The 24946-nt window shown below is 73.0% G+C and carries 26 protein-coding genes; 19 read left to right on the plus strand and 7 right to left on the minus strand.

Annotation, left to right across the window (positions count from 1 at the left end; translation table 11 throughout):
- The 3 genes from VIU94_RS24930 to VIU94_RS24940 all read left to right on the plus strand — a co-directional run.
- Positions 1 to 307 (plus strand): 2'-5' RNA ligase family protein (locus tag VIU94_RS24930; RefSeq protein WP_331914302.1); only part of this gene is annotated, 307 nt, incomplete at its 5' end.
- Positions 308 to 465: 158 nt separating this feature from the next.
- Positions 466 to 1455 (plus strand): aldo/keto reductase, encoded by a 990-nt coding sequence (locus tag VIU94_RS24935; protein ID WP_331914304.1) that lies wholly within the window; start codon positions 466 to 468, stop codon positions 1453 to 1455.
- 73 nt (positions 1456 to 1528) lie between these two features.
- The gene (locus tag VIU94_RS24940) at positions 1529 to 2539 is read left to right on the plus strand and encodes an SGNH/GDSL hydrolase family protein (protein WP_331914306.1); all 1011 of its coding nucleotides are present in this window, start codon (positions 1529 to 1531) and stop codon (positions 2537 to 2539) included.
- Positions 2540 to 2552: 13 nt separating this feature from the next.
- Here VIU94_RS24940 and VIU94_RS24945 read toward each other — a convergent pair whose 3' ends face one another.
- On the minus strand, positions 2553 to 3143 hold the full coding sequence (locus VIU94_RS24945; protein ID WP_331914308.1) for a Uma2 family endonuclease: 591 nt from the start codon (positions 3141 to 3143) through the stop codon (positions 2553 to 2555).
- Between the two features lie 114 nt (positions 3144 to 3257).
- A complete protein-coding gene (locus VIU94_RS24950; protein WP_331914310.1) occupies positions 3258 to 3776 on the minus strand; it encodes a MarR family winged helix-turn-helix transcriptional regulator in 519 nt (172 codons plus the stop codon).
- Positions 3777 to 3814: 38 nt separating this feature from the next.
- On the opposite strand from VIU94_RS24950, the gene VIU94_RS24955 reads away from it, so the two are divergent.
- Together VIU94_RS24955 and VIU94_RS24960 are read left to right on the plus strand one after the other, a co-directional pair.
- Positions 3815 to 4225, plus strand: a complete 411-nt coding sequence (locus tag VIU94_RS24955) for a carboxymuconolactone decarboxylase family protein (RefSeq protein ID WP_414721008.1) — start codon at positions 3815 to 3817, stop codon at positions 4223 to 4225.
- 31 nt (positions 4226 to 4256) lie between these two features.
- Positions 4257 to 4706 carry a GNAT family N-acetyltransferase gene (locus tag VIU94_RS24960; protein ID WP_331914312.1) on the plus strand — a complete coding sequence of 150 codons (450 nt, stop codon included), beginning with the start codon at positions 4257 to 4259 and terminating at the stop codon, positions 4704 to 4706.
- Positions 4707 to 4715: 9 nt separating this feature from the next.
- Here VIU94_RS24960 and VIU94_RS24965 read toward each other — a convergent pair whose 3' ends face one another.
- Complete coding sequence (locus tag VIU94_RS24965) at positions 4716 to 5396, minus strand: GDSL-type esterase/lipase family protein (protein ID WP_331914313.1); 681 nt, start codon at positions 5394 to 5396, stop codon at positions 4716 to 4718.
- A gap of 111 nt (positions 5397 to 5507) precedes the next feature.
- Here VIU94_RS24965 and VIU94_RS24970 point away from each other — a divergent pair, with 111 nt between their 5' ends.
- Positions 5508 to 6509, plus strand: a complete 1002-nt coding sequence (locus VIU94_RS24970; protein ID WP_331914314.1) for a YncE family protein — start codon at positions 5508 to 5510, stop codon at positions 6507 to 6509.
- Here VIU94_RS24970 and VIU94_RS24975 read toward each other — a convergent pair.
- The gene (locus VIU94_RS24975) at positions 6481 to 7239 is read right to left on the minus strand and encodes a TetR/AcrR family transcriptional regulator (protein ID WP_331914315.1); all 759 of its coding nucleotides are present in this window, start codon (positions 7237 to 7239) and stop codon (positions 6481 to 6483) included. The genes VIU94_RS24970 and VIU94_RS24975 overlap by 29 nt on opposite strands.
- 77 nt (positions 7240 to 7316) lie before the next feature.
- Here VIU94_RS24975 and VIU94_RS24980 point away from each other — a divergent pair, with 77 nt between their 5' ends.
- Entirely contained in the window at positions 7317 to 8288 is a 972-nt protein-coding gene (locus VIU94_RS24980; RefSeq protein ID WP_331914316.1) for an efflux ABC transporter ATPase subunit, DrrA-related, read from the plus strand.
- Positions 8285 to 9109, plus strand: coding sequence for an ABC transporter permease (locus VIU94_RS24985; RefSeq protein ID WP_331914317.1), 825 nt, complete (start codon positions 8285 to 8287; stop codon positions 9107 to 9109). Before VIU94_RS24980 ends, VIU94_RS24985 begins: the two co-directional genes overlap by 4 nt.
- A gap of 61 nt (positions 9110 to 9170) precedes the next feature.
- Here the strand turns inward: VIU94_RS24985 and serC are convergent, their stop codons facing one another.
- Positions 9171 to 10289 (minus strand): phosphoserine transaminase, encoded by a 1119-nt coding sequence (gene serC, locus VIU94_RS24990; RefSeq protein WP_331914318.1) that lies wholly within the window; start codon positions 10287 to 10289, stop codon positions 9171 to 9173.
- A 51-nt stretch (positions 10290 to 10340) separates the two neighbouring features.
- Between serC and VIU94_RS24995 the strand changes: the two genes are divergently transcribed.
- Positions 10341 to 13178 carry an FAD-binding and (Fe-S)-binding domain-containing protein gene (locus VIU94_RS24995; protein WP_331914320.1) on the plus strand — a complete coding sequence of 946 codons (2838 nt, stop codon included), beginning with the start codon at positions 10341 to 10343 and terminating at the stop codon, positions 13176 to 13178.
- Positions 13179 to 13252: 74 nt separating this feature from the next.
- Here the strand turns inward: VIU94_RS24995 and VIU94_RS25000 are convergent, their stop codons facing one another.
- Positions 13253 to 14122, minus strand: a complete 870-nt coding sequence (locus tag VIU94_RS25000; RefSeq protein ID WP_331914322.1) for a LysR family transcriptional regulator — start codon at positions 14120 to 14122, stop codon at positions 13253 to 13255.
- 154 nt (positions 14123 to 14276) lie between these two features.
- On the opposite strand from VIU94_RS25000, the gene VIU94_RS25005 reads away from it, so the two are divergent.
- Positions 14277 to 15248 (plus strand): EamA family transporter, encoded by a 972-nt coding sequence (locus VIU94_RS25005; protein ID WP_414721009.1) that lies wholly within the window; start codon positions 14277 to 14279, stop codon positions 15246 to 15248.
- Positions 15249 to 15297: 49 nt separating this feature from the next.
- On the opposite strand, the gene VIU94_RS25010 is transcribed toward VIU94_RS25005, so the two are convergent.
- The gene (locus VIU94_RS25010; protein ID WP_331914324.1) at positions 15298 to 15726 is read right to left on the minus strand and encodes a VOC family protein; all 429 of its coding nucleotides are present in this window, start codon (positions 15724 to 15726) and stop codon (positions 15298 to 15300) included.
- 104 nt (positions 15727 to 15830) lie between these two features.
- On the opposite strand from VIU94_RS25010, the gene VIU94_RS25015 reads away from it, so the two are divergent.
- From VIU94_RS25015 to VIU94_RS44780, 9 genes are all read left to right on the plus strand, one after another.
- Complete coding sequence (locus VIU94_RS25015; RefSeq protein ID WP_331914326.1) at positions 15831 to 16439, plus strand: TetR/AcrR family transcriptional regulator; 609 nt, start codon at positions 15831 to 15833, stop codon at positions 16437 to 16439.
- Positions 16440 to 16606: 167 nt separating this feature from the next.
- Positions 16607 to 16789, plus strand: a complete 183-nt coding sequence (locus VIU94_RS25020) for a DUF1272 domain-containing protein (protein ID WP_331914328.1) — start codon at positions 16607 to 16609, stop codon at positions 16787 to 16789.
- 102 nt (positions 16790 to 16891) lie between these two features.
- Complete coding sequence (locus tag VIU94_RS25025; RefSeq protein ID WP_331914330.1) at positions 16892 to 17680, plus strand: TIGR03084 family metal-binding protein; 789 nt, start codon at positions 16892 to 16894, stop codon at positions 17678 to 17680.
- Positions 17680 to 19356, plus strand: coding sequence for an acyclic terpene utilization AtuA family protein (locus VIU94_RS25030; RefSeq protein WP_331914332.1), 1677 nt, complete (start codon positions 17680 to 17682; stop codon positions 19354 to 19356). Before VIU94_RS25025 ends, VIU94_RS25030 begins: the two co-directional genes overlap by 1 nt.
- Positions 19353 to 20951: an acyl-CoA carboxylase subunit beta gene (locus VIU94_RS25035; protein WP_331914334.1), complete on the plus strand. Its 1599-nt coding sequence runs from the start codon at positions 19353 to 19355 to the stop codon at positions 20949 to 20951. The genes VIU94_RS25030 and VIU94_RS25035 overlap by 4 nt, the downstream gene beginning before the upstream one ends.
- An 11-nt stretch (positions 20952 to 20962) precedes the next feature.
- On the plus strand, positions 20963 to 22918 hold the full coding sequence (locus tag VIU94_RS25040) for an acetyl/propionyl/methylcrotonyl-CoA carboxylase subunit alpha (protein ID WP_331914336.1): 1956 nt from the start codon (positions 20963 to 20965) through the stop codon (positions 22916 to 22918).
- Positions 22915 to 24048 (plus strand): acyl-CoA dehydrogenase family protein, encoded by a 1134-nt coding sequence (locus VIU94_RS25045; protein ID WP_331914338.1) that lies wholly within the window; start codon positions 22915 to 22917, stop codon positions 24046 to 24048. The genes VIU94_RS25040 and VIU94_RS25045 overlap by 4 nt, the downstream gene beginning before the upstream one ends.
- A gap of 100 nt (positions 24049 to 24148) precedes the next feature.
- A complete protein-coding gene (locus VIU94_RS25050; protein WP_331914340.1) occupies positions 24149 to 24649 on the plus strand; it encodes a hypothetical protein in 501 nt (166 codons plus the stop codon).
- Positions 24650 to 24688: 39 nt separating this feature from the next.
- Positions 24689 to 24841, plus strand: a complete 153-nt coding sequence (locus VIU94_RS44780; RefSeq protein ID WP_414721010.1) for a DUF397 domain-containing protein — start codon at positions 24689 to 24691, stop codon at positions 24839 to 24841.
- The last annotated feature ends 105 nt before the right edge of the window (positions 24842 to 24946 follow it).

A 24946-nucleotide genomic window follows, 5' to 3' on the forward strand; every position in this document is an offset into this window, starting at 1 on the left:
TGGTCGCGCCGAGGTTCTGCCAGTCGACGCCGCCGCCCGCCGCGCCGGCGTCCCCATGGACGAGCACCGCCGCTACCAGGCCCACCTCACCGTCGCCCGCACGCGCCCCGGCGCCGGCACCGACGTGCGCCCCTTCGTCGCGGACCTCGAGCAGTTCGAGGGCGCCCGCTGGCAGGTCGCCGAGCTGGTCCTCGTCCACAGCCACCTCCCCGGCGGCGGGGTCCCGGGCGAGCGACCGAGGTACGAGACGATCGGCTCCTGGCCCCTCGAAGGCCCCTCGGCGGTACCGCCGGAGGCCTCGGGTTAACCTCGTGAGGTGGACCCGAAGACCCGAAACCGCATCATGGCCGGCGTGCTCGTACTGATGTTCGTGATCGTCGCAGTGGCGGCGGCCACCGGCCAGTAGCCGCCCCGCAGCCAATCCCCCTTGCCTGGAGCGAACTCCAAGGCGTTGGCTTGGCTGCCATGAAGTACACGCAGCTCGGACGCACTGGACTCAAGGTCAGCCGACTCGTCCTCGGCACCATGAACTTCGGCCCTCAGACGGACGAACCCACCAGCCACGCCATCCTGGACGCCGCGCTCGACGCGGGTCTGAACTACGTGGACACGGCCAACGTGTACGGGTGGGGCGAGAACAAGGGCCGCACCGAGGAGATCATCGGCAGCTGGTTCGCCCAGGGCGGCGACCGGCGCGAGAAGACGGTCCTCGCCACCAAGGTCTACGGCTCGATGTCACGCGCCGGCGAGACCTGGCCCAACCAGGACCGCCTCTCGGCGCTGAACATCCGCCGCGCCGTCGACGCCAGCCTCAAGCGGCTGCAGACCGACTACATCGACGTCTACCAGTTCCATCACATCGACCGCCGGACCCCCTTCGAGGAGATCTGGCAGGCGATCGACGTCCTGATCCAGCAGGGCAAGATCCTCTACGTGGGCTCGTCCAACTTCCCCGGCTACAAGATCGCCCAGGCGAACGAGGCCGCCGCCCGCCGCGGAATGGTCGGCCTGGTCAGCGAGCAGTGCCTGTACAACCTGGCCGAGCGCCGCGCCGAGATGGAGGTGATCCCGGCCGCCGAGGAGTACGGGCTGGGCGTCATCCCCTGGTCCCCGCTGCACGGCGGCCTGCTGGGCGGGGTCCTCAAGAAGGAGGCCCAGGGCGGCCGCCGCGCCGAGGGCCGCTCCGCGGACGCGCTGGCCATCACCTCGGTACGGGCGCAGGTGCAGGCGTACGAGGACCTGCTCGACAAGCACGGCCTGGAGCCCGGCGAGGCGGCGCTGGCCTGGCTGCTCACCCGGCCCGGCGTCACCGGCCCGATCGTCGGCCCGCGCACCCCGGAGCAGCTGGAGTCCGCGCTGCGGGCGGTCGAGCTGGAGCTGTCGGAGGAGGTGCTGACCGGGCTCGACGAGATCTTCCCCGGCCCGGGCGCGTCCCCGGAGGCGTTCGCCTGGTGAGGCGTCGCTCCTGCGGGTGATCGGGGAGTCGTCGTCACGTTCCGTGAGCGGGGCGTGGGTTTGAATGCGGTACGTGACGATCTCCCGAAGCCTGTGCGCGGCGGCGGCCGCGCTCGCCTCCCTTGCCGTGCTCGCCTCCGCTCCTGCGGCCTCGTCCGCCGGGGAAGCGGTTCCCACCGTGTTCCTCGGGGACGGGGGCGTCGGCGGGTACGGCATCGCGCCCGTGGACGAGAGCCGGCTGTCGTGCGTGCGGGCGGCGGAGAATCTGCCGGACGTGATCGAGGATCAGCTGGCCGACCAGTCGATCCTGCTCGACATCACGGCCGACGTCTCCTGCTCCGGGGCCGCGCTGCGCCACGTGTGGGAGGAGCAGGATCTCGGCGGCGACGTGGCCCCCGCGCCGCCGCAGAAGCGGGCGCTGACCAAGGAGACCCGGTTGGTGGTGGCGGGCCTCGGCGCGCACACGGTGGAGCTCGGGCGGATCCTCAAGCAGTGCTCGGCGCGGCTGCGCGGGGCGGCCGGCTCGCTGCTGCCGGGCGAAGCGGTGGACACGAGGTCCCCGGCGGCGGAATGCGCCGCCTACTTCACGAAGGGCGCCGGGGCGGACTGGCTGACGAAGCGGTTCGAGCAGGCGGAGAAGGACCTGGAGAAGCTGTTCTCCGAGATCGGCAGCGAGTCGCCGTCGGCGGAGGTCGTCCTGGTCGGCTACCCCCGGCTGATCCCGGCGGACGTGAAGCGCTGCCGGGCCGCGCTCCCCGACGGCGGGGGGCGTCCGCTCGCGGACATCCCGGAGTCGGCGTGGCCCTTCCTGGACGAGAAGGTCCAGGCGCGGCTCAACTCGTCGATGGCCCAGCGGGCCCGGACCCACGGCGCGCACTTCGTCGACCTGTACGCGGCGACGGGCGGGGCCACGACCTGCGACGGCCCGGACCGCGCGATCGGCGGCCTCCTGGAGCCCTCGGGCGTGACCCTGCTGCACCAGAAGCTGCCATGGTTCCTCCACCCGAACGAGACGGGGCGCGATGCCAACGGCGACGCGGTGGCGCAGGCGATCGCGGCGATGTACGGGAGGGGGCCGGCGTGAGGGCGCCCGGCCGTCAGTCGTGCGGGAACTCGTTGGTGTTGAGGGTGAGGGCGAGGGGTGTCTTGGTGAGGTCGATGGGCAGGCCGAAGATGCCACGCGACTCGGCGGTGTACTCCCCGTCCTCGGGGAGGGAGTACACGATCCACTTGCTGGTGTACGGGTCGGCGATGAGATAGATGGGGACGCCGGCGGCGGCGTACGCGTCCTTCTTCGGGCCGTAGTCGTTGACGGCGGTACCTCGGGAGATCACCTCAGCGACGAACTCGACGTCCTGGTACCTCCAGTGACCCTGTCCGTCCGGCTCGGTGTCCTCGCGCAGTTTCGCCACATCGGGGCAGAAGCCGTTTCCCCCGGGGAAGTCGATACGCACGTCCGAAAGGACGTTGACCCTCCGGCCGAATCTGTCTTCGAGTGCCCAGATGATCCTGCGGATGATCTGCCAGTGGATGCTGCGCTGCGGCGTCATGTAGACGTTGCCCCCGACGATCTCGACCTTGTATCCCTCGGGGACAGGCAGCCGCTCCAGCCACTCGAACAGAGTGTCCAGGGTGAGCTCGTCGCTGTGGTCGGCCATGTCGATCCTGTCGGTCTCTACGACGGTCATCGTGGCGCTCCTCCCCGGCTGCCACTCGATTGCGGTCAGCCGCGCATCTCAACGATACGCACGCTCACGCCGACACGCGGGTGGCGAGTACTCGCCAGCGTCACCCGTCGCCCGTCACGCCCCGCCGAGCCAGCTCGTCGCGTCGAGCCGGAAGGCGGTCTCCGGCGGAACGACGGTCCGCAGCGCCGCCTCCAAGTCCCGTACGCGCTCCGCGCCCAGGGCCGAGGCCCACTCCGCTCTCAGTTCGTCGAAGATCGCTGCCGAGCGCGCCAGGGCGTCGAGGCCTCGTGGTGTGAGGCGGACTAGTTTGCGGCGGGCGTCGGTGGGGTCGTCGGTGCGTTCGGCGTAGTCGAGGGCGAGGAGGCGGTCGACGGTCTTGCCCGCGGCCTGCTTGGAGACGCCGAGCCGGCGGCCGACGTCGCTGGCCGTGGCCCCGGCCGGGCCGCCGGCGGCCACGGCCTGCATGGCGAAGCCGTACGCGGGGCGGAGGTCCGGGTGGCCCTCGTCGGCGAGGCGGGCGTGGAGGCGGTCGATGAGCGTGCGGAACCCGGCGAAGAGGAGGAGCGGCAGTTCATATCCCTTGCCCTCATCGACAACCTGGTTTACGTTTCTCTCATCCGATTGGTCAACCATGTTGTCCATCTTACCTCCGTCCCTTCCCTGGAGTCGCTTTGTCACTCGATATGGCCGCCCGTACCGCCAACGCCGTAGCCCTCCTCAAGGAGTCCCCGCACACCCTCGACGGCTTCCTGAAGCTCAGCGAGATCTTCGAGTCCACCACCCTCGACCCGCACTCCCGCGAGACCGTCATCCTGACCGTCGCCGCCCGCAACCAGTGCCACCTCTGCGTCGCCATGCACGAGGGCAAGCTCGACGCCCTCGGTCCGGCCCCGGACCCCGAACGCCTCGCCGCGGTGCGCGCGTTCACCCACCAGGTGATCGCCGCCACCGGAGCGGTGAGCGACGAGGAGCTCGCCGCCTTCCAGGCGCACGGCTACACGCGGCAGAACGCCCTGGAGGTCGTCCTCGGCATCGGCACGTACACCGTCTCGACCTTCGCCAACCGCATGAATCGCTGTTGACGCCCCTCGGGCGGGGAGGTTGGCTGCTGCGATGCAGCTGCGCTTCGAGGTGCCGAGCACCGACGCCGTTCTCGCGGACTGGCGGCACGTCCACAACGTGATCGTCCCGCCCGCCGCGCTCTCCCTGGACGAGGTGCGCGAGCGCGCGGGCCGCAACTGCCTGGAGGTCGCCTACCTCGGCGACGTGCTCGTCGGCTGCACGACCGTCCGCCCGCCTGCCGCCGACGCCTCGCCCGCGACCGCCACCGTCATCGCCCGCGTCCTCCCCGAGCTCCGCCGCCGCGGCCACGGCGCGGAGTTGTACGCGCGCGGGCTCGACCGGGCGCGGACCCTGGGGGCCGAGGCGGTCGAGACCGTCGTCCTCGCCGCCAACGAGGACGGCCTGCGCTTCGCCGAACGGCGCGGCTTCGTCGAGTGCGACCGGTACGTGCTGCCGGGGGACGACGCGCTCTGGATCGACCTGCGGCTCGAACGCCTCTAGGGCCTGTCCCTAGCCCCCGTACGGCGCCCCGACGCCCCACGCCTGGTACATCGCCGTCGCGAACGCGGCCGCGAGTTTGTGCTCGCCGGTGGGGCCGGGGTGGGTGCCGTCGTATGTGTCGGCGTGGATGTCGTACGCCTCCGGGCGGGACGCCAGCAGCAGCGGTGACGCGGCCGTGTCCAGGTCGGCCACCGCCTTGGCCAGGAGCTCGTTGAAGCGGTCGCACTCGGCGGCGAACGGCGCGTCGGACTCGGCGCGGACGTTCGGGATGACCGGCATCAGGACCATCCGGACGCGCGGGTTCGCCGCCCGGGCCGCCGCCACGAACGCGCGGACGTTGTCCGCCGTCTGGTCGCTGTCGGTGTAGAAGCCGAGGTCGATCAGGCCGAGCGAGACCAGCAGCACGTCCGCCCCGGTCTCCGTGATCGCTCCGCCGATCAGCGGCGCCATGTGCAGCCAGCCCTCGCCCCAGCCGGCCAGGTGGCGGCGCGCCTCGGCGGGGAAGTCGGGGTCGGCGTACGCCTCCGAGACGGGGGCGTCGGCCCCGGCCTCGTACAGCGCCGTGCGCGGGCCCACGATCTCGTACGGGCCCCCGGGGCAGCGGCTGAGGTGCTGCCACATGCGGTAGCGCCAGGTGTAGTCGCCGGCGCGTCCGATGGTCATGCTGTCGCCGACGAACATAAAACGCATGGCGCCCATCATCCCGGACCGCGCGGGCCGCCTGCGACGTGATCCCGACCACCCCCGGCCACACCCACGGCATCCCGACCGCCTCCCCGCGCCCGTGGCAGGCTTGTCCGCATGCGATCCCTTCTCCGCGTCACCGGCGCCGTGGCCCTCGTCCTGTGCACGGCCGTCGCCCCCGCCGCCGCCGCGGAGGCGGATCCGGACCAGGACTTCGCGCTCAAGGACACCCGCATCACCGAGTCCAGCGGCCTCGCCGCCAGCCGCGCCCACCCCGGCGTGTACTGGACGCACAACGACCAGGACCAGCCCCGCGTCTTCGCCGTCGACTCCCGCACCGGCGAGACGGTCGCCACGATCACCCTGAGCGGCGTCGGCACGCCCCGCGACATGGAGGCGATCTCGGTCGGCCCGGACGGCGACGTCTACGTCGGCGACATCGGCGACAACCTCGACGGCTCCTGGGATCACGTCTGGATCTACCGCTTCCCCGAGCCGAAGACGCTGAAGGACCAGACCGTCCAGGCGACGCAGTACGACGTGAAGTACGCCGACGGGGCGCGCAACGCCGAGGCGCTGATGGTCCATCCGAAGACCGGCCGGGTCTACATCGCCAGTAAGAACGAGGACGGCGGCGGGCTGTACGAGGGCCCCGCCAAGCTGTCCACGAAGGGGACGAACACCTTTCGGCGGATCGCCGAGGTGCCCTGGGTGACCGACGGCGCGTTCTCGCCGGACGGGAAGGAACTGCTCCTGCGCGGCTACCTGATGGCGCGCGCGTACGCGTGGAACGACGGCCGCCGCCTCGGCGCGGACCGGTCCGTCGGCGCGCCCTTCCAGGGGCAGGCGGAGTCGGTGTCGTACACCCTCGACGGCTCGGCGGCGATGTTCGGCTCGGAGGGGACGGGCAGCCGGGTCCTGCGGGTCGACCTGGGGGACCGGTCGGGCGGCTCGCCCGAGGCGTCGAAGTCCCCTGCCTCCCCGCCCGCGAAGAGCCCGGGCGCGTCCGCCGGCGAACCGGGCGGCGAGAAGGGGAACTTCGGCCTCGGAGTCGTCGTCCTCGCCGTCGCGACCGCCGCGGTCGTCGGCTTCAAGCGCCTGCTGCGCCGCGGCGACTGACAAGGACCTCGAAACCGTCCAGGAGCCGTTCCAGGCCGAAGGCGAACTGGTCGAACTCCCGCGAGAACGTGTCCTCGGCCAGCCCCGCCATCCTCGGGAACTCGCCCGAGGCCATGGCTCGTTCCAGGAACGGCGTCTGCGCCGTCCAGAAGTCCTCGTCGCTGACGCCGGTCTCCTGCACCGCCTCGCTGGTCTGCAGCTCCATCCGCGCGATGCCCGTCACGAAGCTCTGCACGGTCACGATGACGGAGATCGTCTGGGGGTCGCTCAGCCCCATCCCCTGCGGCCCGGTCAGCCCTGCCAGGCACAGTTCGAGGCCGCGCAGCGTGTTCGGGCCGAGCACGGAACGGGCCTCGTTGACCTTCATCAGCCAGGGGTGCGCCCGGTAGAGGGCGAGATGGCCGCGGGCCAGCGCCTCGACGGCCGCCCGCCAGTCCGCGGGCGTCTCCTCGCTCTCGTCCGCCAGCGACTCGCCCCGGACCCGGTCGAGCATCAGGTCGAGCAGCTCGGTCTTGCCGGGCACGTACCGGTACAGCGACATCGTCCCGACGCCCAGCTCGGCCGAGACCCGCCGCATCGACAGGGCGTCCAGCCCCTCCGCGTCCGCGACGCCGATGGCCGTGGTGACGATCCGGTCGAGGGTCAGCCCCGGCTTGGGGCCCCGGCTGGGGCGCTCGCCCGTGCCCCACAGGAGGTCGAGGCTGCTGGTCGTCGTCTCCTTCATGGCCATGGCCCTCACTCTAAAACTGAGTACACCGTACTCTTAATCGGGTACGGTGTACTCAGTTTCGCCGAGTGGAGGTTCCCATGCATGAACACGCGGTCCTCGCCGAGGGCCTGCGCAAGCGGTACAAGGGCAAGGGCAGCGCCGGGTACGCCCTCGACGGCTTCGACCTCGCCGTCCGCCGCGGCGCCGTGCACGGTCTGCTCGGCCCCAACGGGGCCGGCAAGACCACCGCCGTACGGATCCTGGCCACACTGCTCAAGGCCGACGGGGGCCGCGCCGAGGTCGCCGGGTTCGACGTGGCCCGCGCCCCCCGCGCGGTACGCGCCCGGATCGGCCTCGCCGGCCAGTACGCCGCCGTCGACGAGGGCCTCACCGGCCGGCAGAACCTCGAACTCTTCGGCCGGCTCTTCCACCTGGACGCCCGACGCGCCCGCGCCCGCGCCGGCGAACTCCTCGACCGCTTCGCCCTCACCGAGGCCGCCGACAAGGGCGCCCGCGACTACAGCGGCGGCATGCGCCGCCGGCTCGACCTCGCCGCCTCGATGATCCTCGCGCCCGACGTCCTCTTCCTCGACGAACCGACCACCGGCCTCGACCCGCGCGGCCGCGGCGAGGTCTGGGACAGCGTCCGCTCCCTCGTCGCCGGCGGCACGACCGTGCTGCTCACCACCCAGTACCTCGACGAGGCCGACCGGCTCGCGTCCCGCATCACCGTCATGGACCGGGGCCGCGCCATCGCCGACGACACCCCCGAGGGCCTCAAGAACCGGGTCGGCGGAGACCGCGTCGAGGTCGTCGTCGCCGAACCCGCCGACCTCGCCGCCGCCCGCAAGATCGTCGCCCGGGTCGCGGACGGCGAGCCGGGCGTGGACGAGACCGCGCGCCGCGTCCACGCCCCCGTCGCCGACCGCGTCGCCGCCCTGACCGAGGTCGCCCGCGCCCTGCAGGACGAGCGGATCCCCGCCGAGGACATCGGCCTGCGCCGCCCCAGCCTGGACGACGTCTTCCTGAGCCTGACCGGCCACCGCAGCAGTGAAGGAGCCGCCGCATGACCGCCGTCGACCTCACCCCGGGCGCCCCGCGCGGCCGCGCCCACTGGGCCGTGGCCGACACCCTGACCCTCGTCCGGCGCACCCTGCTCAACTACCGCCGGCAGCCCGTCGCCATCGTCTGGCAGCTCGGCTTCCCCATCGTGTCCGTCCTCCTCTACGGGTTCGTCTTCGGCAGCGCGATGCGGGTGCCCGGAGGCGGGGACTACAAGGACTTCCTGATGCCCGGCATGTTCACCATGACGATGACCTTCGGCCTCATGAACACCGCCACGGCCGTCGTCTCCGACTCCGGCAAGGGAGTCATGGACCGGTTCCGGTCCATGCCGATGGCACCCTCCGCCGTCACCACCGGCCGCGGCCTGTCCGACCTGCTTGTCGCCTCCGCCGAACTCGCCATCCTCGCCGCCACCGCGCTCGCGATCGGCTGGACCTCCGACGGCGGCGTCGGCGGCACGCTGCTCGGCTTCGGTCTGCTGCTGCTCCTGCGCTTCAGCATGATCTGGGTGGGCGTGTGGTGCGGGCTCGTCGTGCCGAACACCGAGGCCGCCGGCGCGCTCTACGCGGTGATCTTCCCGGTCACGATGATCTCCAGCGTGTATGTGGCCCCGTCGCTGATGCCGGGCTGGCTGGCCCCCGTCGCCGCCTGGAACCCGATCTCCTCGACGGTCGCCGCCGCCCGCGAACTGTTCGGCAACCCGGGCGCGGGCGGCGGTAGTTGGGTGGAGCAGCACGCGGTGCTGATGGCGGTGGTGTGGCCGCTGGCGATCACGGCAATCTTCTTGCCGTTGGCCGTGCGGCGGTTCCAGAGGCTCAGCCGGTAGGCAGCACGAAGGGCCCGGCATCGACCATGTTCGATGCCGGGCCCTCTCGTACGACTCCTGCTTACAGCTTGTCGATCACGTAGTCGATGCAGGCCGTCAGCGCCTGGACGTCCGCCGGGTCGATCGCCGGGAACATCGCGATGCGCAGCTGGTTGCGGCCCAGCTTGCGGTACGGCTCCGTGTCGACGATGCCGTTGGCGCGCAGCACCTTGGCGACCGCCGCGGCGTCGATCTCGTCCGCGAAGTCGATCGTGCCGATGACCTGCGAGCGCTTGGCCGGGTCGGTGACGAACGGCGTCGCGTACTTGGACTCCTCGGCCCAGCCGTACAGCGCCTGCGAGGACGCGCCCGTGCGGGCGACGGCCCAGTCCAGGCCGCCCTGGCCGTTGATCCACTTCAGCTGCTCGTTGAGCAGGAAGAGGGTCGACAGGGCGGGGGTGTTGTACGTCTGGTTCTTCAGCGAGTTGTCGATCGCGGTCGGCAGCGAGAAGAACTCGGGGATGTGCCGGCCGGACTCGTGGATCTTCTTCGCGCGCTCCAGGGCGGCCGGGGAGAAGGCCGCGAGCCACAGACCGCCGTCGGCGGCGAAGGACTTCTGCGGCGCGAAGTAGTAGACGTCGGTCTCGGTGATGTCGACCGGCAGGCCGCCCGCGCCGGAGGTCGCGTCGACCAGGACCAGCGCGCCCTCGTCGGCGCCCGCGACCCGCTTCAGCGGGGCGGCGACGCCGGTGGAGGTCTCGTTGTGGGTGAACGCGTAGACGTCGACGCCCGCCTCGGCCTGCGGCTCCGGGTGGGTGCCCGGGTCGGAGGAGATCACGGTCGGCTCGGCCAGCCAGGGGGCCAGCTTCGCGGCCTTCGCGAACTTGGAGGAGAACTCTCCGAAGTTCAGGTGCTGCGACTTGTTCTCGATCAGACCGTGGGTCGCGATGTCCCAGAAGGCGGTGGAGCCGCCGTTGCCCAGGATCACCTCGTAGCCCTCGGGCAGCGAGAAGAGGTCGCGGATGCCGGTACGTACCTCGCCGACCAGGTTCTTCACCGGAGCCTGGCGGTGGGACGTGCCGAGGAGGGAAGTGCCCGTGGCGGCCAGGGCGTCCAGCGCCTCCGTACGCACCTTGGAGGGGCCCGCGCCGAAACGGCCGTCGGCGGGCTTCATGTCAGCGGGAATCTGGATCTCAGCCACGAGGCGGAGCGTATCCGGTCGGAAGGGTCGCGACGGAACGATGTCCGCCGGATGAGACGACCACTGAGACATCCTGGCCTCGTGGGAAAACACGAAGCACTGCGGGAGGCGCTGCGCGCGGCGGTGCGTGGCGAGGTCGACTTCTCCGTCGCCGCCCGGGCCCTGACGACGATGGACGCGTCCAACTACCGCCGGGTCCCGCTGGGCGTGGTCGCGCCGCGCGACGCCGACGACGTGGCCGCCGTCCTGGAGGTCTGCCGTGCGCACGGTGTGTCGGTCGTCGCGCGCGGCGGCGGCACGTCGATCGCGGGCCAGGCGACCGGCACGGGCGTCGTGCTCGACTTCACCCGTCACATGCGCGCGATCCTGTCGCTCGACCCGGAGCGGCGGACCGCCGTCGTCCAGCCCGGGGCGGTCCTCGACCGGCTCCGGGAGGCGGCCCGCCCGTACGGCCTGACCTTCGGGCCCGACCCGTCCACGCACAGCCGTTGCACCCTCGGCGGCATGATCGGCAACAACGCGTGCGGGGCGCACTCGGTGGCCTGGGGCACCACGGCCGACAACACAGTCGGCCTCGACGTCCTCACGTACGGGGGCGAGGCGCTGCGCCTGGGCCGGGACTGGCAGGGCGCGCCGGACGGGCTGCGGGAGCTGGTGGGGCGGAATCTGGCGGCACTTCGGACCGGCTACCCGGCCGGCCTTCCGCGCCGGATCTCCGGGTACGCGCTCGACGCGCTGCTGCCGGAGCGCGGCGCGGACGTGGCCCGGTTCTTCTGTGGGAGTGAAGGGACGCTGGGGGTGGTGACGGAGGCGACCGTGCGCCTGGTGCCGCTGCCCGCCGCGCCGGTGCTGGTGGCGCTGGGCTACCCCGACGAGAGCGCGGCGGCGGAGGCGGCGGCCGGGCTGCTGGTGCACCGGCCGCTGACCGTGGAGGGGATGGCGGCCGATCTCGTACGAGGAGAGGAGCGGCTGCTGCCGAGGGGCGGCGCGTGGCTGTTCTGCGAGGTGGACGGCTCGGGCGCGGCGGCGGAGCTGGTGCGGGCGGCGGACGCGCTGGACGCGGCGGTGGTGACGGACCCGGCGGGGCAGCGGGCGCTGTGGCGGATCCGGGAGGACGCGGCGGGCACGGCGACGCGGATGGACGGGGCGGAGGCCTGGCCGGGGTGGGAGGACTGCGCGGTGCCGCCGGCGCGGCTGGGCGCCTATCTGCGGGACTTCCGGGCGCTGCTCGCGGAGCACGGGCTGCGCGGGACGCCGTACGGGCACTTCGGGGACGGCTGCATCCATGTCCGCATCGACTTCGACCTGTTCACGGGGCAGGGGGTACGGGACTTCCGCCGGTTCTCGGAGGAGGTGGCGGACCTGGTGGTGGCGCACGGCGGGTCGCTGTCGGGGGAGCACGGGGACGGGGTCGCGCGGGCCGAGCTGCTGCCGAAGATGTACGGGGACGAGTTGGTCGGGCTCTTCGGGGAGGTCAAAGACCTGTGGGACCCGGCGGGCGGGCTCAACCCGGGGATGCTCGTGCGGCCGGCCCCCCTGGACGAGGGCCTCCGCTTCACCGGGCTGCCCCTGGTGGGCCTCGGGCGGGAGGCGGCCCGGTGCGTGGGCGTGGCCAAGTGCCGGGTGGAGGCGGCGGGTTCGGGACCCGGTGTGATGTGTCCCTCGTACCGGGCGACGGGGGAGGAGATGCACTCGACCCGGGGCCGGGCGCGGCTGCTGCACGAGATGGCGCTGGGCGAGGTGATCACGGACGGCGCGCGCTCGGAGGAGGTCCGGGAGGCGCTGGACCTGTGCCTGTCGTGCAAGGGCTGCCGCAAGGACTGCCCGGTGGGCGTGGACATGGCCGCGTACAAGGCGGAGTTCACGGCGGGGTACTACGCGGGCCGCCCGTGGCGACGGCCGATGTCGCACTGGACGGTGGGCCGGCTGCCGGAGTGGCTGGCCCGGGTGCGGTGGCTGGTGGCGGCGGGGGCGCGGCTGCCGTTCGCGGCGAGGCTGGCGGGGGTGACGCCGGAGCGGGAGCTGCCCCGGGTGGCGGGGCGGAGCTTCGTGGCGTGGTTCCGGGGGCTGCGAAGAGCTGCCTCCCGTGGTGGGCACGCGCCTGGCTCGTGGCCCGTGTCGGCCGGCGACGTCCCGCCCGGTGGCGAGGGCGTGTTGCTGTGGCCGGACACGTTCACCGACCACTTCTCGCCCGAGGTCGGGCAGGCTGCGGTACGGGTGCTTGACGCGGCCGGGGTCGGCGTCGAGCTGCCGCCGGGGCGGGTGTGCTGCGGGCTGACGTACGTCTCGACCGGCCAACTCGACCGGGCGCGCGCCGTGATGCGCCGGACGCTGGACGTCCTCGACCCCGTGCTCGGGCGGCCGGTCGTGGTCCTGGAGCCGTCGTGCGCGGCGACGCTCCGGACGGACCTGCCGGAGCTGCTGCCGGGCGACCCGAGGGCGGCGCGGCTCGCGGAGTCGGTGCGTACCTTCGCGGCCGCCCTGGAGGAGTTCGCGCCCGCCTGGGAGCCGCCGCGCCTGGACCGCCCGGTCGTCGGCCAGACCCACTGCCACCAGCACGCGGTCCTGGGCGACGCCCCCGACCGCCGGATGCGCGAACGGGCAGGTCTGAGCGGGGAGTTGAGCGGCGGCTGCTGCGGCCTCGCGGGCAACTTCGGCTTCGAGCCGGGCCATTACGAGGTGTCCGTCGCCTGCGCCGAGGATCAACTCCTGCCGGCGGTCCGGGAGGCGGGTGAGGAGGCGGTGCTCCTCGCCGACGGCTTCTCGTGCCGGACGCAGCTGGACCACTTGGCGGGCCGTCGGGGTCGGCATCTGGCCGAGGTGCTGGCCGAAGGCCTGGAGGCCGAGGGCCTGAGGCCGGGGGCTCGTGACGCGGCTGGGGGCTCGTGACGCGGCCGGGGCTCGTGACGCGGCCGGGGGCTCGTGACGCGGCCGGAGGTCCGCACGGGAGTCGGCACCCCGCCTCACCCCTCCCCCGCCCCCTCCCCCGCCACCTCCCTCGCCAGCTCCACCAGCAGTCCGATCGCCGGGTGCGGTGCCGCGTCGCGCCAGGCCAGGACGACCGGGACGGCCGGGGCATCCCGTAGGGGGCGGTAGGCGACGCCGGGGTGGGGGTGCATCTCCGCCGTGGAGGCCGCCGAGACGCCGATGCCGCGGCCCGCGGCGATCGCCGTAAGCCAGTCGTCGGTGTTGGCCACCGTCAGGGTGGTGGCCGGACGGGCGTCCGGGGGCCAGAGGCCGAGGGTGGTGGTGCCGGAGACCGGGTTGAGGATCGCGGTCTGCGAGGTCAGGTCTGCCAGCGTGAGGGATTCCCGGTCGGCGAGCGGGCTGTCCGAGGGGAGCGCGGCGACGCGGGGTTCGGTGACCAGTTCCACCGTCGCCAGGCCGGGCGTGCCGACCGGGCCCCGGAGCAGCGCCGCGTCGACCTCGCCCCGGGCCAGGCCGGCCGTGCGGTCGTCGATGCGCAGGAGTTCCAGCGGGGTCTCCGGGTGCGCGCGCCGCCAGCGCCGTAGCAGCGGCGTGGTGTACGGGCCGAAGGCCGACCACGCGTGCCCGAGCCGCAGCGGCCGACGGCGCAGCAGCTCCGGGTCCGCGGCCGCGTCGAACGCGGCGACCGCCGCGGCCGCCCGGTCGTGGAAGGCGCGGCCCTCCGGCGTGAGCGCGAAGTGGTGGGTGGAGCGGTCGACGAGCCGCGCGCCGAGATGCCGCTCCAGCGCGGCGAGGGTGCGGGACACGGCGGGCTGGGTCAGGTGCAGCCGGGCGGCCGCCCTGGTCAGGTTGCCCTCGTCGGCGATGGCCAGGAAGCAACGGAGGTGACGGAGCTCGATGCCCATGCGCCCGGAGCATAACCGCAGCCCAATCGGCATTTCACGCGCCGCGCACAGGGTCGTAGCGTGAATCCGGAAGACCTGTTGACAGGTTCAGTATTCTGGACTTGAGGTCCAATCAAGTGGACCTTATGTCGTGCACCACGCAAGGAGTGAGCCGGTGGACAGCCCGGTCGAGGACATCGCCGCCGTCTCCGTGCCCGAGGCCGCTGCCGCGCCGGAGGCCCCCGCTCCCGTGAAGGCCGCCCGCCTCGGCCCCGTCGCCCTGGTCGTCGCCGGCGGTCTGTCCGTGCAGTTCGGGTCCGCCGTCGCCGTGCTGCTGATGCCCCGCGCCGGCGCCCTCGGCGTCGTCACCCTGCGGCTGGTGCTCGCCGCCGCCGTCCTGCTGATCGTCTGCCGGCCCAAGGTCCGCGGCTACGGCCGCGCCGACTGGGGCACCGTGGTCGCCTTCGGCACCGCCATGGCCGGGATGAACATCCTCTTCTACCAGGCGGCCGACCGGATCCCGCTGGGCGCCGCGGTGACCCTGGAGGTCCTCGGCCCGCTGATCCTCTCGGTGATCGCCTCGCGCCGGCTGATGAACCTGCTGTGGGCAGGGCTCGCGCTCGGCGGCGTCGTCCTGCTCGGCGGCGGAGGCCTCGACCGGCTCGATCCGGTCGGAGCGGGCTTCGCCCTCGCCGCGGGCGCGATGTGGGCCGCGTACATCGTCTTCAGCGCCCGCACCGGCCGCCGCTTCCCGCAGGCCGACGGCCTGGCGCTCGCCATGGCCTTCGGCGCGGTGCTCAGCCTGCCGTTCGGCATCGCCGAGGCCGGAGGCAAGCTGCTGGTCCCGTCGACGATCGGCCTCGGCCTCGCCGTCGCGCTGATGTCCTCGGTGCTGCCCTACACCCTCGAACTCCTCGCCCTGCGCCGGCTGCCCGCCCCCACCTTCGCCATCCTGATGAGCCTCGAACCGGCCGTCGCCGCCACCGCCGGCTTCCTCGTCCTGAGCCAGGCCCTGTCCCCGACGGACGCCCTCGCGATCGGCCTGGTCATCGCGGCGAGCATGGGCGCGGTCCGGACGCAGACCGCTCGGACGGCTCGGAACGCTCGGACTGCTCGCAAGGATCGTCAGGCCCGCGCGAGGAACTGAGCACCCCATCGAAGCGGCGCGAGCCTGAGGTCTTCCGCCCAGGCGGGTCCTACTCCGTGACGGTGTACTGACCGGCGTACTCCTCGGTCGGCGGGGTCGTGGTGATCACGTCGATGAGCACCCCGTCCGGCGCGCCGACGATGAAGTGCCGCTGCCCGAAGTCCTCCGTGCGCAGCGGGAGGACTTCGGGCAGCCCCGCCTCGCCGACCAGCCGGCGGTGTTCCGCGTCCACGTCCGTCACCTCGAAGTTGAGGAGGAGGCCGCCCTGGGTGGGGTTGCGGTGTCCCTCGGGGAGGGTCGGGTGGCAAGAGTCGAGCAGCGCGAGCTCGTAGTGCGGGGCGTCGGGACGGTGCAGGCTCACGTACCAGTCGGCCTCGAAGGTGGTCGTGAAGCCGAGGTGGCGGGTGTAGAAGTCGCGTGCCGCGGCGACGTCGCGGGTGCAGATCACCGGGTAGAAGCTGGCGAGCTCGGTCTTCATGACATGACTCCTCGGCGCGTGCAGTGACTTCACATACCCGGAGTATGCGAAACGTGCGGCTAGCATACCCGGGGTATGTGAAATGGGAAGGGCGGTGCGCGGCGATGTCGGACGAGCGGGCGACGGGCAGCAGGGCGGAGCAGCGGGCGGCGACCCGGGCGGCGCTGGTGGCCGAAGGGCGGCGGCGGTTTGCCGACGACGGCTACCACGGCGTCGTCCTGGCCGAGGTGGCCCAGGCCGTCGGCGTCACCAAGGGCGCGGCCTACCACCACTTCGAGAGCAAGCTGGGGCTCTTCCGGGCGGTGGTCGCCGAGGTCCAGCGGGAGCTGGGCGACCGGGTCGCGGCGGCCGCGGAGGAGCAGGCCGATCCCTGGGAGCAGCTGCGCGCCGGCTGCCGGGCCTTCCTGGCGGCCGGCTCCGACCCGGCCGTACGGCGGATCGTGCTGGTCGACGCGCCGACGGTACTGGGCTGGGAGGAATGGCGGGCCCTGGACGAGCAGTCCTCGGCCCGGCACCTGACCGAGGCCCTGACGTCCCTGATCGAGGCCGGGGTCATCGCCGAGCAGCCGGCCGAGCCGCTGGCCCGCCTTCTGTCGGGGGCGATGAACGAGGCCGCCCTGTGGCTGGCCGGAAGCGGCACGCCCGAGTCGCTGGAACTCACGGTGAACGCCCTGGACGGCCTGCTGGCGGGGATCCGCAGACGGGAATCCTGAGCCCGGGCCCGCACCCGGACCCGCACCCGGACCCGCGCCGCGGCGCCCGAGCCCGCACCCAGGCCCGAGCCCTCACCCAGGCCCGAGCCCGCACCCGGGCCCGATCCTGACGATCTTCGGCCCGGGCGGGGGCTGTCCGGCGGCCCGCGCACCGGCAGGATCGGGCCATGGCTCTGGAGATGCGCGAGATCTGCGAACGCTGCGAGAAGACGACCCTGCCCGCCGACGGCCCCGCCCGGATCTGCACCTACGAGTGCACCTTCTGCGTGGCCTGCAGCGAGGTCATGGGCGACGTGTGCCCCAACTGCGGCGGTGAGCTCGTGCCCCGGCCGCGCCGCGCCAAGGCCTGAAACAGTCCCGGTCAATAAAGCAAGCACGCTTGATTGTTTCTCGTTGCGCTGCCATGCTCCTCGGCACACGCCCGTGTCCCACCCTGCCGAGGGGAGCGCACCGTGTCCGACCCTGCCGTCGTCCTCGACGATCTGCGCAGCGAGAGCGAGGAAGTCGACCGGCTCGTACGCGAGTTGAGCGACGAGGAGTGGGCGGCGCCGACCCCGGCCCCCGGCTGGACGATCGCTCACCAGATCGCCCATCTCGCCTGGACCGACCGGGCCGCCCTGCTCGCCGCCACCGACGCCGAGGCCTTCGCCGCCGAGACGGAGAAGGCGCTCGCCGCCCCCGACGCCTTTGTGGACCAGGGCGCCGAGGACGGCGCGGCCCTGCCGCCCGCCGAGCTGCTCGCCCGGTGGCGCGAGGGGCGCGAGCGGCTCCAGGAGGCCCTGCGCGCCGCCCCGCCCGGGAGCCGGTTCCCCTGGTACGGGCCGCCCATGAGCGCCGTCTCCATGGGCACCGCCCGGCTGATGGAGACCTGGGCGCACGGGCAGGACGTCGCCGACGCGCTCGGGGTCGTACGCCGCCCCACCGCCCGGCTCCGGCACGTCGCCTGGATCGGCCTGCGGGCCCGCGACTACGCCTATCTCGTACGCGGCATCACGCCGCCTGCCGAGCCCTTCCGCGTCGAGCTGACCGGCCCCGACAGCGAGCACTGGGCGTACGGCCCCGAGGACGCCGCCCAGCGGATCACCGGGCCTGCCCTCGACTTCTGCCTGCTCGTCACCCAGCGCGTGCACCGCGCCGACACCGCCCTCGTCGCGCACGGCCCGGACGCCGAGCAATGGCTCGACATCGCCCAGGCGTTCGCCGGTCCGGCCGGCCCCGGCCGCCCGCCCAAGGAGGCCTGATGGTCCTGCGGATCGGCAACGCCTCCGGGTTCTACGGCGACCGCTTCGACGCCGTCCGCGAGATGCTCACCGGCGGCGAGCTCGACGTGCTCACCGGCGACTATCTCGCCGAGCTGACCATGCTCATCCTCGGCCGCGACCGCATGAAGGACCCGGCCGCCGGATACGCCAAGACCTTCCTGCGCCAGATGGAGGAAGGGCTCGGCCTCGCCCAGGAGCGCGGCGTCCGCATCGTCGCGAACGCGGGCGGCCTCAACCCGGCCGGGCTCGCCGACGCCCTGCGCGCCCTCGCCGACCGGCTCGGCCTGCCCACCCGCGTCGCGCACGTCGAAGGTGACCAACTGCCCGCCGGGGACGGAGCGCTGACCGCCAACGCCTACCTCGGAGGCGCCGGGATCGCCGCCTGCCTGGCCGCCGGCGCGGACGTCGTCGTCACCGGCCGGGTCACCGACGCCGCCCTCGTCACCGGCCCCGCGCAGTGGCGCTTCGGCTGGGGGCCGCAGGAGTACGACAAGCTCGCGGGCGCGGTCGTCGCCGGGCACGTCCTGGAGTGCGGGACCCAGACCACCGGCGGCAACTACGCGTTCTTCCAGGGACACGACGTGCGCCGCCCCGGCTTCCCCGTCGCCGAGCTGCACGAGGACGGCAGCTGCGTCGTCACCAAACACCCCGGCACCGGCGGCCTCGTCGACGTCGGCACCGTCACCGCGCAGCTCCTGTACGAGACGGCCGGCGCACGCTACGCGGGCCCCGACGTGACCGCCCGGCTCGACACCGTACGGCTCACCCAGGAAGGTCCCGACCGGGTCCGGATCGACGGGGTGCGCGGCGAGGCCCCGCCGCCCACGCTCAAGGTCGGCCGCACCCGCCTCGGCGGCTTCCGCAACGAGGTCGTCTTCGTCCTCACCGGCCTCGACGTCGACGCCAAGGCGCAGCTCGTGCGGGAGCAGATCGAGGACGCCTTCGGCCGCGCCAAGTCCCGTCCCGCGGAGGTGCGCTGGGAGCTGGCCCGCACCGACCGGCCCGACGCGGACACCGAGGAGACCGCGAGCGCCCTGCTCCGGCTCGTCGTCCGCGACCCGGACCCCGAGGCCGTCGGCCGCTCCCTGTCCGGCGCGGCGATCGAGCTGGCCCTCGCCAGCTACCCCGGCTTCCACGTCACCGCCCCGCCCGGCAAGGGCGCGCCGTACGGGGTCTTCGAGGCCGGGTACGTGCCCGCGCAGGACGTCGCCCACACCGCCGTACTGCCCGACGGGACCCGCCAGGACGTCCCCGTACCGGCGCGGACCCGCGCACTGGAACCGGTCCCCGAGCCTCCGCTCCCCGACCCCCTGCCCGCCGGTCCCACCCGCCGCGTCCCCCTCGGCCTCGTCGCCGGGGCCCGCAGCGGCGACAAGGGCGGCGACGCCAACGTGGGCGTCTGGGTGCGCACCGACGACGCGTGGCGCTGGCTCGCCCACACCCTCACGGTCGAGCGGCTGGGGCAGCTCCTGCCGGAGACCGCCGAGCTGACCCTCGTACGCCACCTCCTGCCGAACCTGCGGGCGGTGAACTTCACCGTCGCCGGGCTGCTCGGCCAGGGCGTCGCCTCCCAGGCCCGCTTCGACCCCCAGGCGAAGGCGCTCGGCGAATGGCTCCGCGCCCGCGCACTCGACGTACCGGAGGAACTGCTGTGACCGTGCTCGCCTCGGCCCTCGACACGGCCGGACCCGACCACGCCGCGCACCGCGCCGCCATGCTGGACAAGCTCGCCGCGCTCGACGCCGAGCACGCCAAGGCGCTGGCCGGCGGCGGCGAGAAGTACACCGAACGGCATCGCAGGCGCGGCAAGATGCTCGCCCGCGAGCGGATCGAGCTGCTCGTCGACCCGGACACACCCTTCCTGGAGCTGTCCCCGCTCGCCGCCTGGGGCAGTGAGTACCCGGTCGGCGCGTCGCTGGTCACCGGCATCGGGGTGATCGAGGGCGTCGAGTGCCTGATCACCGCCAACGACCCGACCGTGCGCGGCGGCGCGTCCAACCCCTGGACGCTGCGGAAGGCCTTGCGGGCCAACGAGATCGCGTACGCCAACCGGCTGCCGGTGGTCTCCCTGGTCGAGTCGGGCGGCGCGGACCTGCCCTCGCAGAAGGAGATCTTCATCCCGGGCGGGGCGCTGTTCAAGGACATCACCCGGCTGTCCGCCGCCGGCATCCCGACGATCGCGGTCGTCTTCGGCAACTCGACGGCGGGCGGCGCGTACGTCCCCGGCATGTCCGACCACACCGTGATGATCAAGGAACGGTCGAAGGTCTTCCTCGGCGGCCCGCCGCTGGTGAAGATGGCGACCGGGGAGGAGAGCGACGACGAATCGCTCGGCGGGGCCGAGATGCACGCCCGCACCTCCGGGCTCGCCGACCACTACGCCGTCGACGAGGCCGACGCGCTGCGCCAGGCCCGCCGGATCGTCGCCCGCCTCAACCACCGCAAGGCGCACCCCGATCCGGAGTTCGCGGAGCCTCCCAAGTACGACGAGGAGGAGCTGCTCGGGATCGTCCCCGGCGACCTGAAGACCCCCTTCGACCCGCGCGAGGTGATCGCCCGGATCGTCGACGGCTCGGACTTCGACGAGTTCAAGCCGCTGTACGGGACCAGCCTGGTGACCGGCTGGGCCTCGCTGCACGGCTACCCGGTCGGCATCCTCGCCAACGCGCAGGGCGTGCTCTTCTCCGCCGAGTCGCAGAAGGCCGCGCAGTTCATCCAGCTCGCCAACCAGCGCGACATCCCGCTGGTCTTCCTGCACAACACCACCGGCTACATGGTCGGCAAGGAGTACGAGCAGGGCGGCATCATCAAGCACGGCGCGATGATGATCAACGCGGTGTCGAACAGCCGGGTGCCGCATCTGAGCGTGCTGATGGGCGCGTCGTACGGCGCCGGGCACTACGGCATGTGCGGCAGGGCCTACGACCCGCGGTTCCTGTTCGCCTGGCCGAGCGCCAAGTCGGCGGTCATGGGCCCGCAGCAGCTGGCCGGCGTGCTGTCCATCGTGGCCCGCGCTTCGGCCGCGGCCAAGGGGCAGCCGTACGACGACGAGGCCGACGCCGGGCTGCGCGCGATGGTCGAGGCGCAGATCGAGTCCGAGTCACTGCCGATGTTCCTGTCCGGGCGGCTGTACGACGACGGCGTCATCGATCCCCGCGACACCCGCACGGTCCTCGGGCTGTGCCTGTCCGCGATCCACACGGCACCGGTCGAGGGCGCGCGCGGCGGCTTCGGCGTCTTCCGAATGTGAGGGCTGCTCCGATGATCTCTTCTGTCCTTGTCGCGAACCGGGGCGAGATCGCCTGCCGGGTCTTCCGGACCTGCCGCGAACTGGGCATCGCGACGGTGGCCGTGTACTCCGACGCGGACGCCACCGCGCTGCACGTGCGGGAGGCCGACGCGGCGGTGCGGCTGCCGGGGGCGGCACCCGCGGACACGTACCTGCGCGGCGACCTGGTCGTCGCGGCGGCGCTCGCGGCCGGCGCGGACGCGGTGCACCCCGGCTACGGCTTCCTCTCGGAGAACGCGGACTTCGCGCGGGCGGTGACGGCGGCGGGCCTGGTGTGGATCGGGCCGCCGCCGGAGGCGATCGAGGCGATGGCGTCGAAGACCCGGGCGAAGGAGCTCATGGGGATCGCGCCGCTGGCCGACGTGACGGAGGCGGACCTGCCGGTGCTTGTGAAGGCGGCGGCGGGGGGTGGCGGGCGGGGGATGCGGATAGTTCGCGAACTCACCCTTCTGGATGGGGAGTTGGCGGCCGCCTCGGCGGAGGCGGCGAGCGCCTTCGGGGACGGCGAGGTGTTCGTCGAGCCGTACGTGGAGAACGGCCGGCACGTGGAGGTGCAGGTTCTCGCGGACGGGCACGGCACGGTGTGGACCCTCGGCACCCGCGACTGCTCGCTCCAGCGCCGCCACCAGAAGGTCATCGAGGAGTCCCCGGCGCCGGGGCTGCCGGCGGCGCTCGTCGAGGAGTTGTACGAGCGGTCGGCTGCGGCGGCGAAGGCGGTCGGGTATGTGGGCGCGGGGACGGTGGAGTTCCTGGTCGCGGACGGGCGGGCGCACTTCCTGGAGATGAACACGCGGCTGCAGGTGGAGCATCCGGTGACGGAGGAGGTGTACGGGGTGGACCTCGTCGCCCTTCAGCTGTCGGTCGCGGAGGGCGGGGCGCTGCCGGCTGAGGCCCCGACTCCGCGCGGCCACGCGATCGAGGCTCGCCTGTACGCGGAGGACCCGGCGGGAGGGTGGACGCCGCAGACGGGGCGGCTGCACCGGCTGGAGTTCGGAGAGCGGGGTGGGGCGGGGGCCAGGGAGCGGACGCGCCCGCGCGTACGTGTCGACACCGGCTACGCGTCCGGGGACACCGTCCCCGTGCACTACGACGCCATGCTTGCCAAGGTCGTCGTGCACGCGGCGACGCGGGCCGAGGCCGTGCGGAAGCTTGCGCATGTGCTCGAACGGGCTTCCGTCCATGGGCCCGTCACCAATCGGGAGTTGCTCGTCGCCTCCCTGCGGCACCCCGAGTTCCGGGATCCCGGGCGGCTCGACACCGGGTTCTACGGGCGGAACCTCGACGCGCTCACCCGGCCCCGGGACGGGGAGGCGTACGCCGCCGTGGCCGCCGCGCTCGCGGACGCCGCTCGCAGCGGCGGGCGGTTCGGCGGGTGGCGGAACCTCGCCTCGCAGGATCAGGTCAAGGCGTACGGGGAGCGCGAGGTGCGCTATCGGTACGGGCGCGGCGGCCACACCGTCACCGCCCCCGAGGGCGTCCGCGTCGTCGCCGCCGCTCCCGACCGCGTACGGCTCGAAGTCGGCGGGGTCGTAAGGGACTTCGACGTCGCCCGGTACGACGACGGCACCGTCCACGTCGGCCCGTACCGGCTCACCGCCCGCCCCCGTTTCACCGACCCCGCCGACCAGCAGGAACCCGGGTCGCTCCTCGCGCCCATGCCCGGCACCGTCGTCCGGGTCGCCGAGGGGCTCGCGGTCGGCGACCCGGTCGCCGCCGGGCAGCCCCTGCTCTGGCTGGAGGCCATGAAGATGGAGCACCGCATCGTCTCTCCCGCCTCCGGCACGCTCACCGCGCTCCACGCCGCCCCCGGCCGCCAGGTCGAGGTCGGCGCCCTGCTCGCCGTCGTACAGCCCGAAGCACCGGCAGTCGTACAGCCCGAAGCACAGGCCGACGTACCGACCGAAGCACAGGAGGAACAGACCTCATGAGCAGCCTCATCGAATCCGCGGAGCACACCGCGCTGCGCGCCGCCGTCTCCGCCCTCGGCCACCGCCACGGCCCCGGCTTCGACCGGGCGACGCTGTGGGCCGAGGCCGGCAAGCTCGGCTACCTGGGCGTGAACCTGCCCGAGGAGTACGGCGGCGGGGGCGGCGGCATGGCCGAGCTGTCCATCGTCCTGGAGGAGGCCGGCGCGGCGGGCGCGCCGCTGCTGATGATGGTGGTGTCACCCGCGATCTGCGGCACCGTGATCTCGCGCTTCGGCACGGAGGCCCAGAAGACGGCCTGGCTGCCCGGTCTCGCGGACGGCAGCCGCACCATGGCCTTCGGCATCACCGAGCCCGACGCCGGCTCCAACTCGCACCGCATCACCACCACGGCGACCCGCACCGAGGACGGCTGGGTCCTCAACGGCCGCAAGGTCTTCGTCTCGGGCGTCGACATCGCGGACGCCACCCTCATCGTCGGCCGCACCTCCGACGCCCGTACGGGCAACCTCAAGGCCTGCCTCTTCATCGTGCCGCGCGACACCCCCGGCTTCGAGCGACGCCACATCGAGATGGAACTGGCCGCGCACGAGAAGCAGTTCGAGCTCACCCTCGACGACGTCCACCTGCCCGCCGACGCTCTTGTGGGCGACGAGGACGCGGGCCTGCTCCAGCTCTTCGCCGGGTTGAACCCCGAGCGCATCATGACCGCCGCCTTCGCGATCGGCATGGGCCGTTACGCGCTCGCGCAGGCGGTGAAGTACGCCAAGGAGCGCCAGGTCTGGAAGTCCCCCATCGGCGCCCACCAGGCCATCGCCCACCCCCTCGCGCAGGCCCACATCGAGCTGGAGCTGGCCCGGCTGATGATGCAGAAGGCCGCCGCCCTGTACGACGCCGGGGACGACATGGCCGCCGGCGAGGCCGCCAACATGGCCAAGTACGCCGCCGGCGAGGCCTGCGTGCGGGCCGTCGACCAGTCCGTCCACACCCTCGGCGGCAACGGCCTCACCAAGGAGTTCGGCCTCGCCCGCCTGATCACGGCGGCCCGCGTCGCCCGCATCGCCCCGGTCAGCCGCGAGATGATCCTCAACTTCGTGTCCCATCAGTCCCTGGGTCTCCCCAAGTCGTACTGAGGTATGACCTCGCATCTGGCACCACGGTACGAAGACGACGGCGCGATGCGGGCGGCAGGGTACGGGGCATCAGCCCAGCGAGGGTGAGGAGCCCCCGACGATGTCCCCGATCCACCAGACCGCCCGCATGGCCGCGCGTACCGACGTCGGCATCGCCGCCCGCGCCTTCCTCGCCCTCCCGGTCGGCCTGGTGACGACCGCCCTGACCCTCGTCGGCCGCCCGGCCCACGCCGCCCGCCTGCGGGCCCGTGTCCTCGGGGCCGAGGGGGCCGCAGGCGGCTGGACCGCCGGCCGGCTCCTCACCCGCACCCTCCTGGGCGGGCCCCTCGACGCGGCGGTCTTCGCCCTTCTCGCGTACGCCCTCTTCAACTCGGCTCGGAACTTCGCGTACCCCCTCTGGTACCTCGACACCGACTACCACCAGGCCTGGGGCGGCCCCACCATGGCCGGCGTCTGGACCGTGCACGCAACCGGCTGGCTGCTCTGCCTCGCCCTCCTCCTCCACTGGCCGGTCCGCTGGCTGGCCCGAGGCCAGCGGGCTCTGGACCGACGCCTGGCTCCGGCAGTTCTGGGACACGTCAGTGCGGGATCGCGCGGATGATCTCCAGCGCCCCGTCCCGGATCAGCGTGGCGGCCACCGATGTCCCCAGGGCCTGGGCGTGGCGGCGTCGTCGATGTCGCCGGGGCGATCGCCGCGGTCCGTGACAGCAAGGTGTCGACCGGTCCGGCCCTGTCGGTGAGCTTGGGCGCTCTCGGCGCTCTGGTCGACGCGGTGCGTCACGGTCGGCTGTAGGCGGCCAGGCGCATGTTGTACGGCCCGTCCCGGTTCGGGGGTGGGCCGTTGTTTGGCCCTCAAGAATCATGCATGCGTGCTTGATTGTTTCTTGTGCTGCTGACA

The organism is Streptomyces sp. (genome assembly GCF_036566765.1).
Lineage (GTDB): Bacteria > Actinomycetota > Actinomycetes > Streptomycetales > Streptomycetaceae > Streptomyces.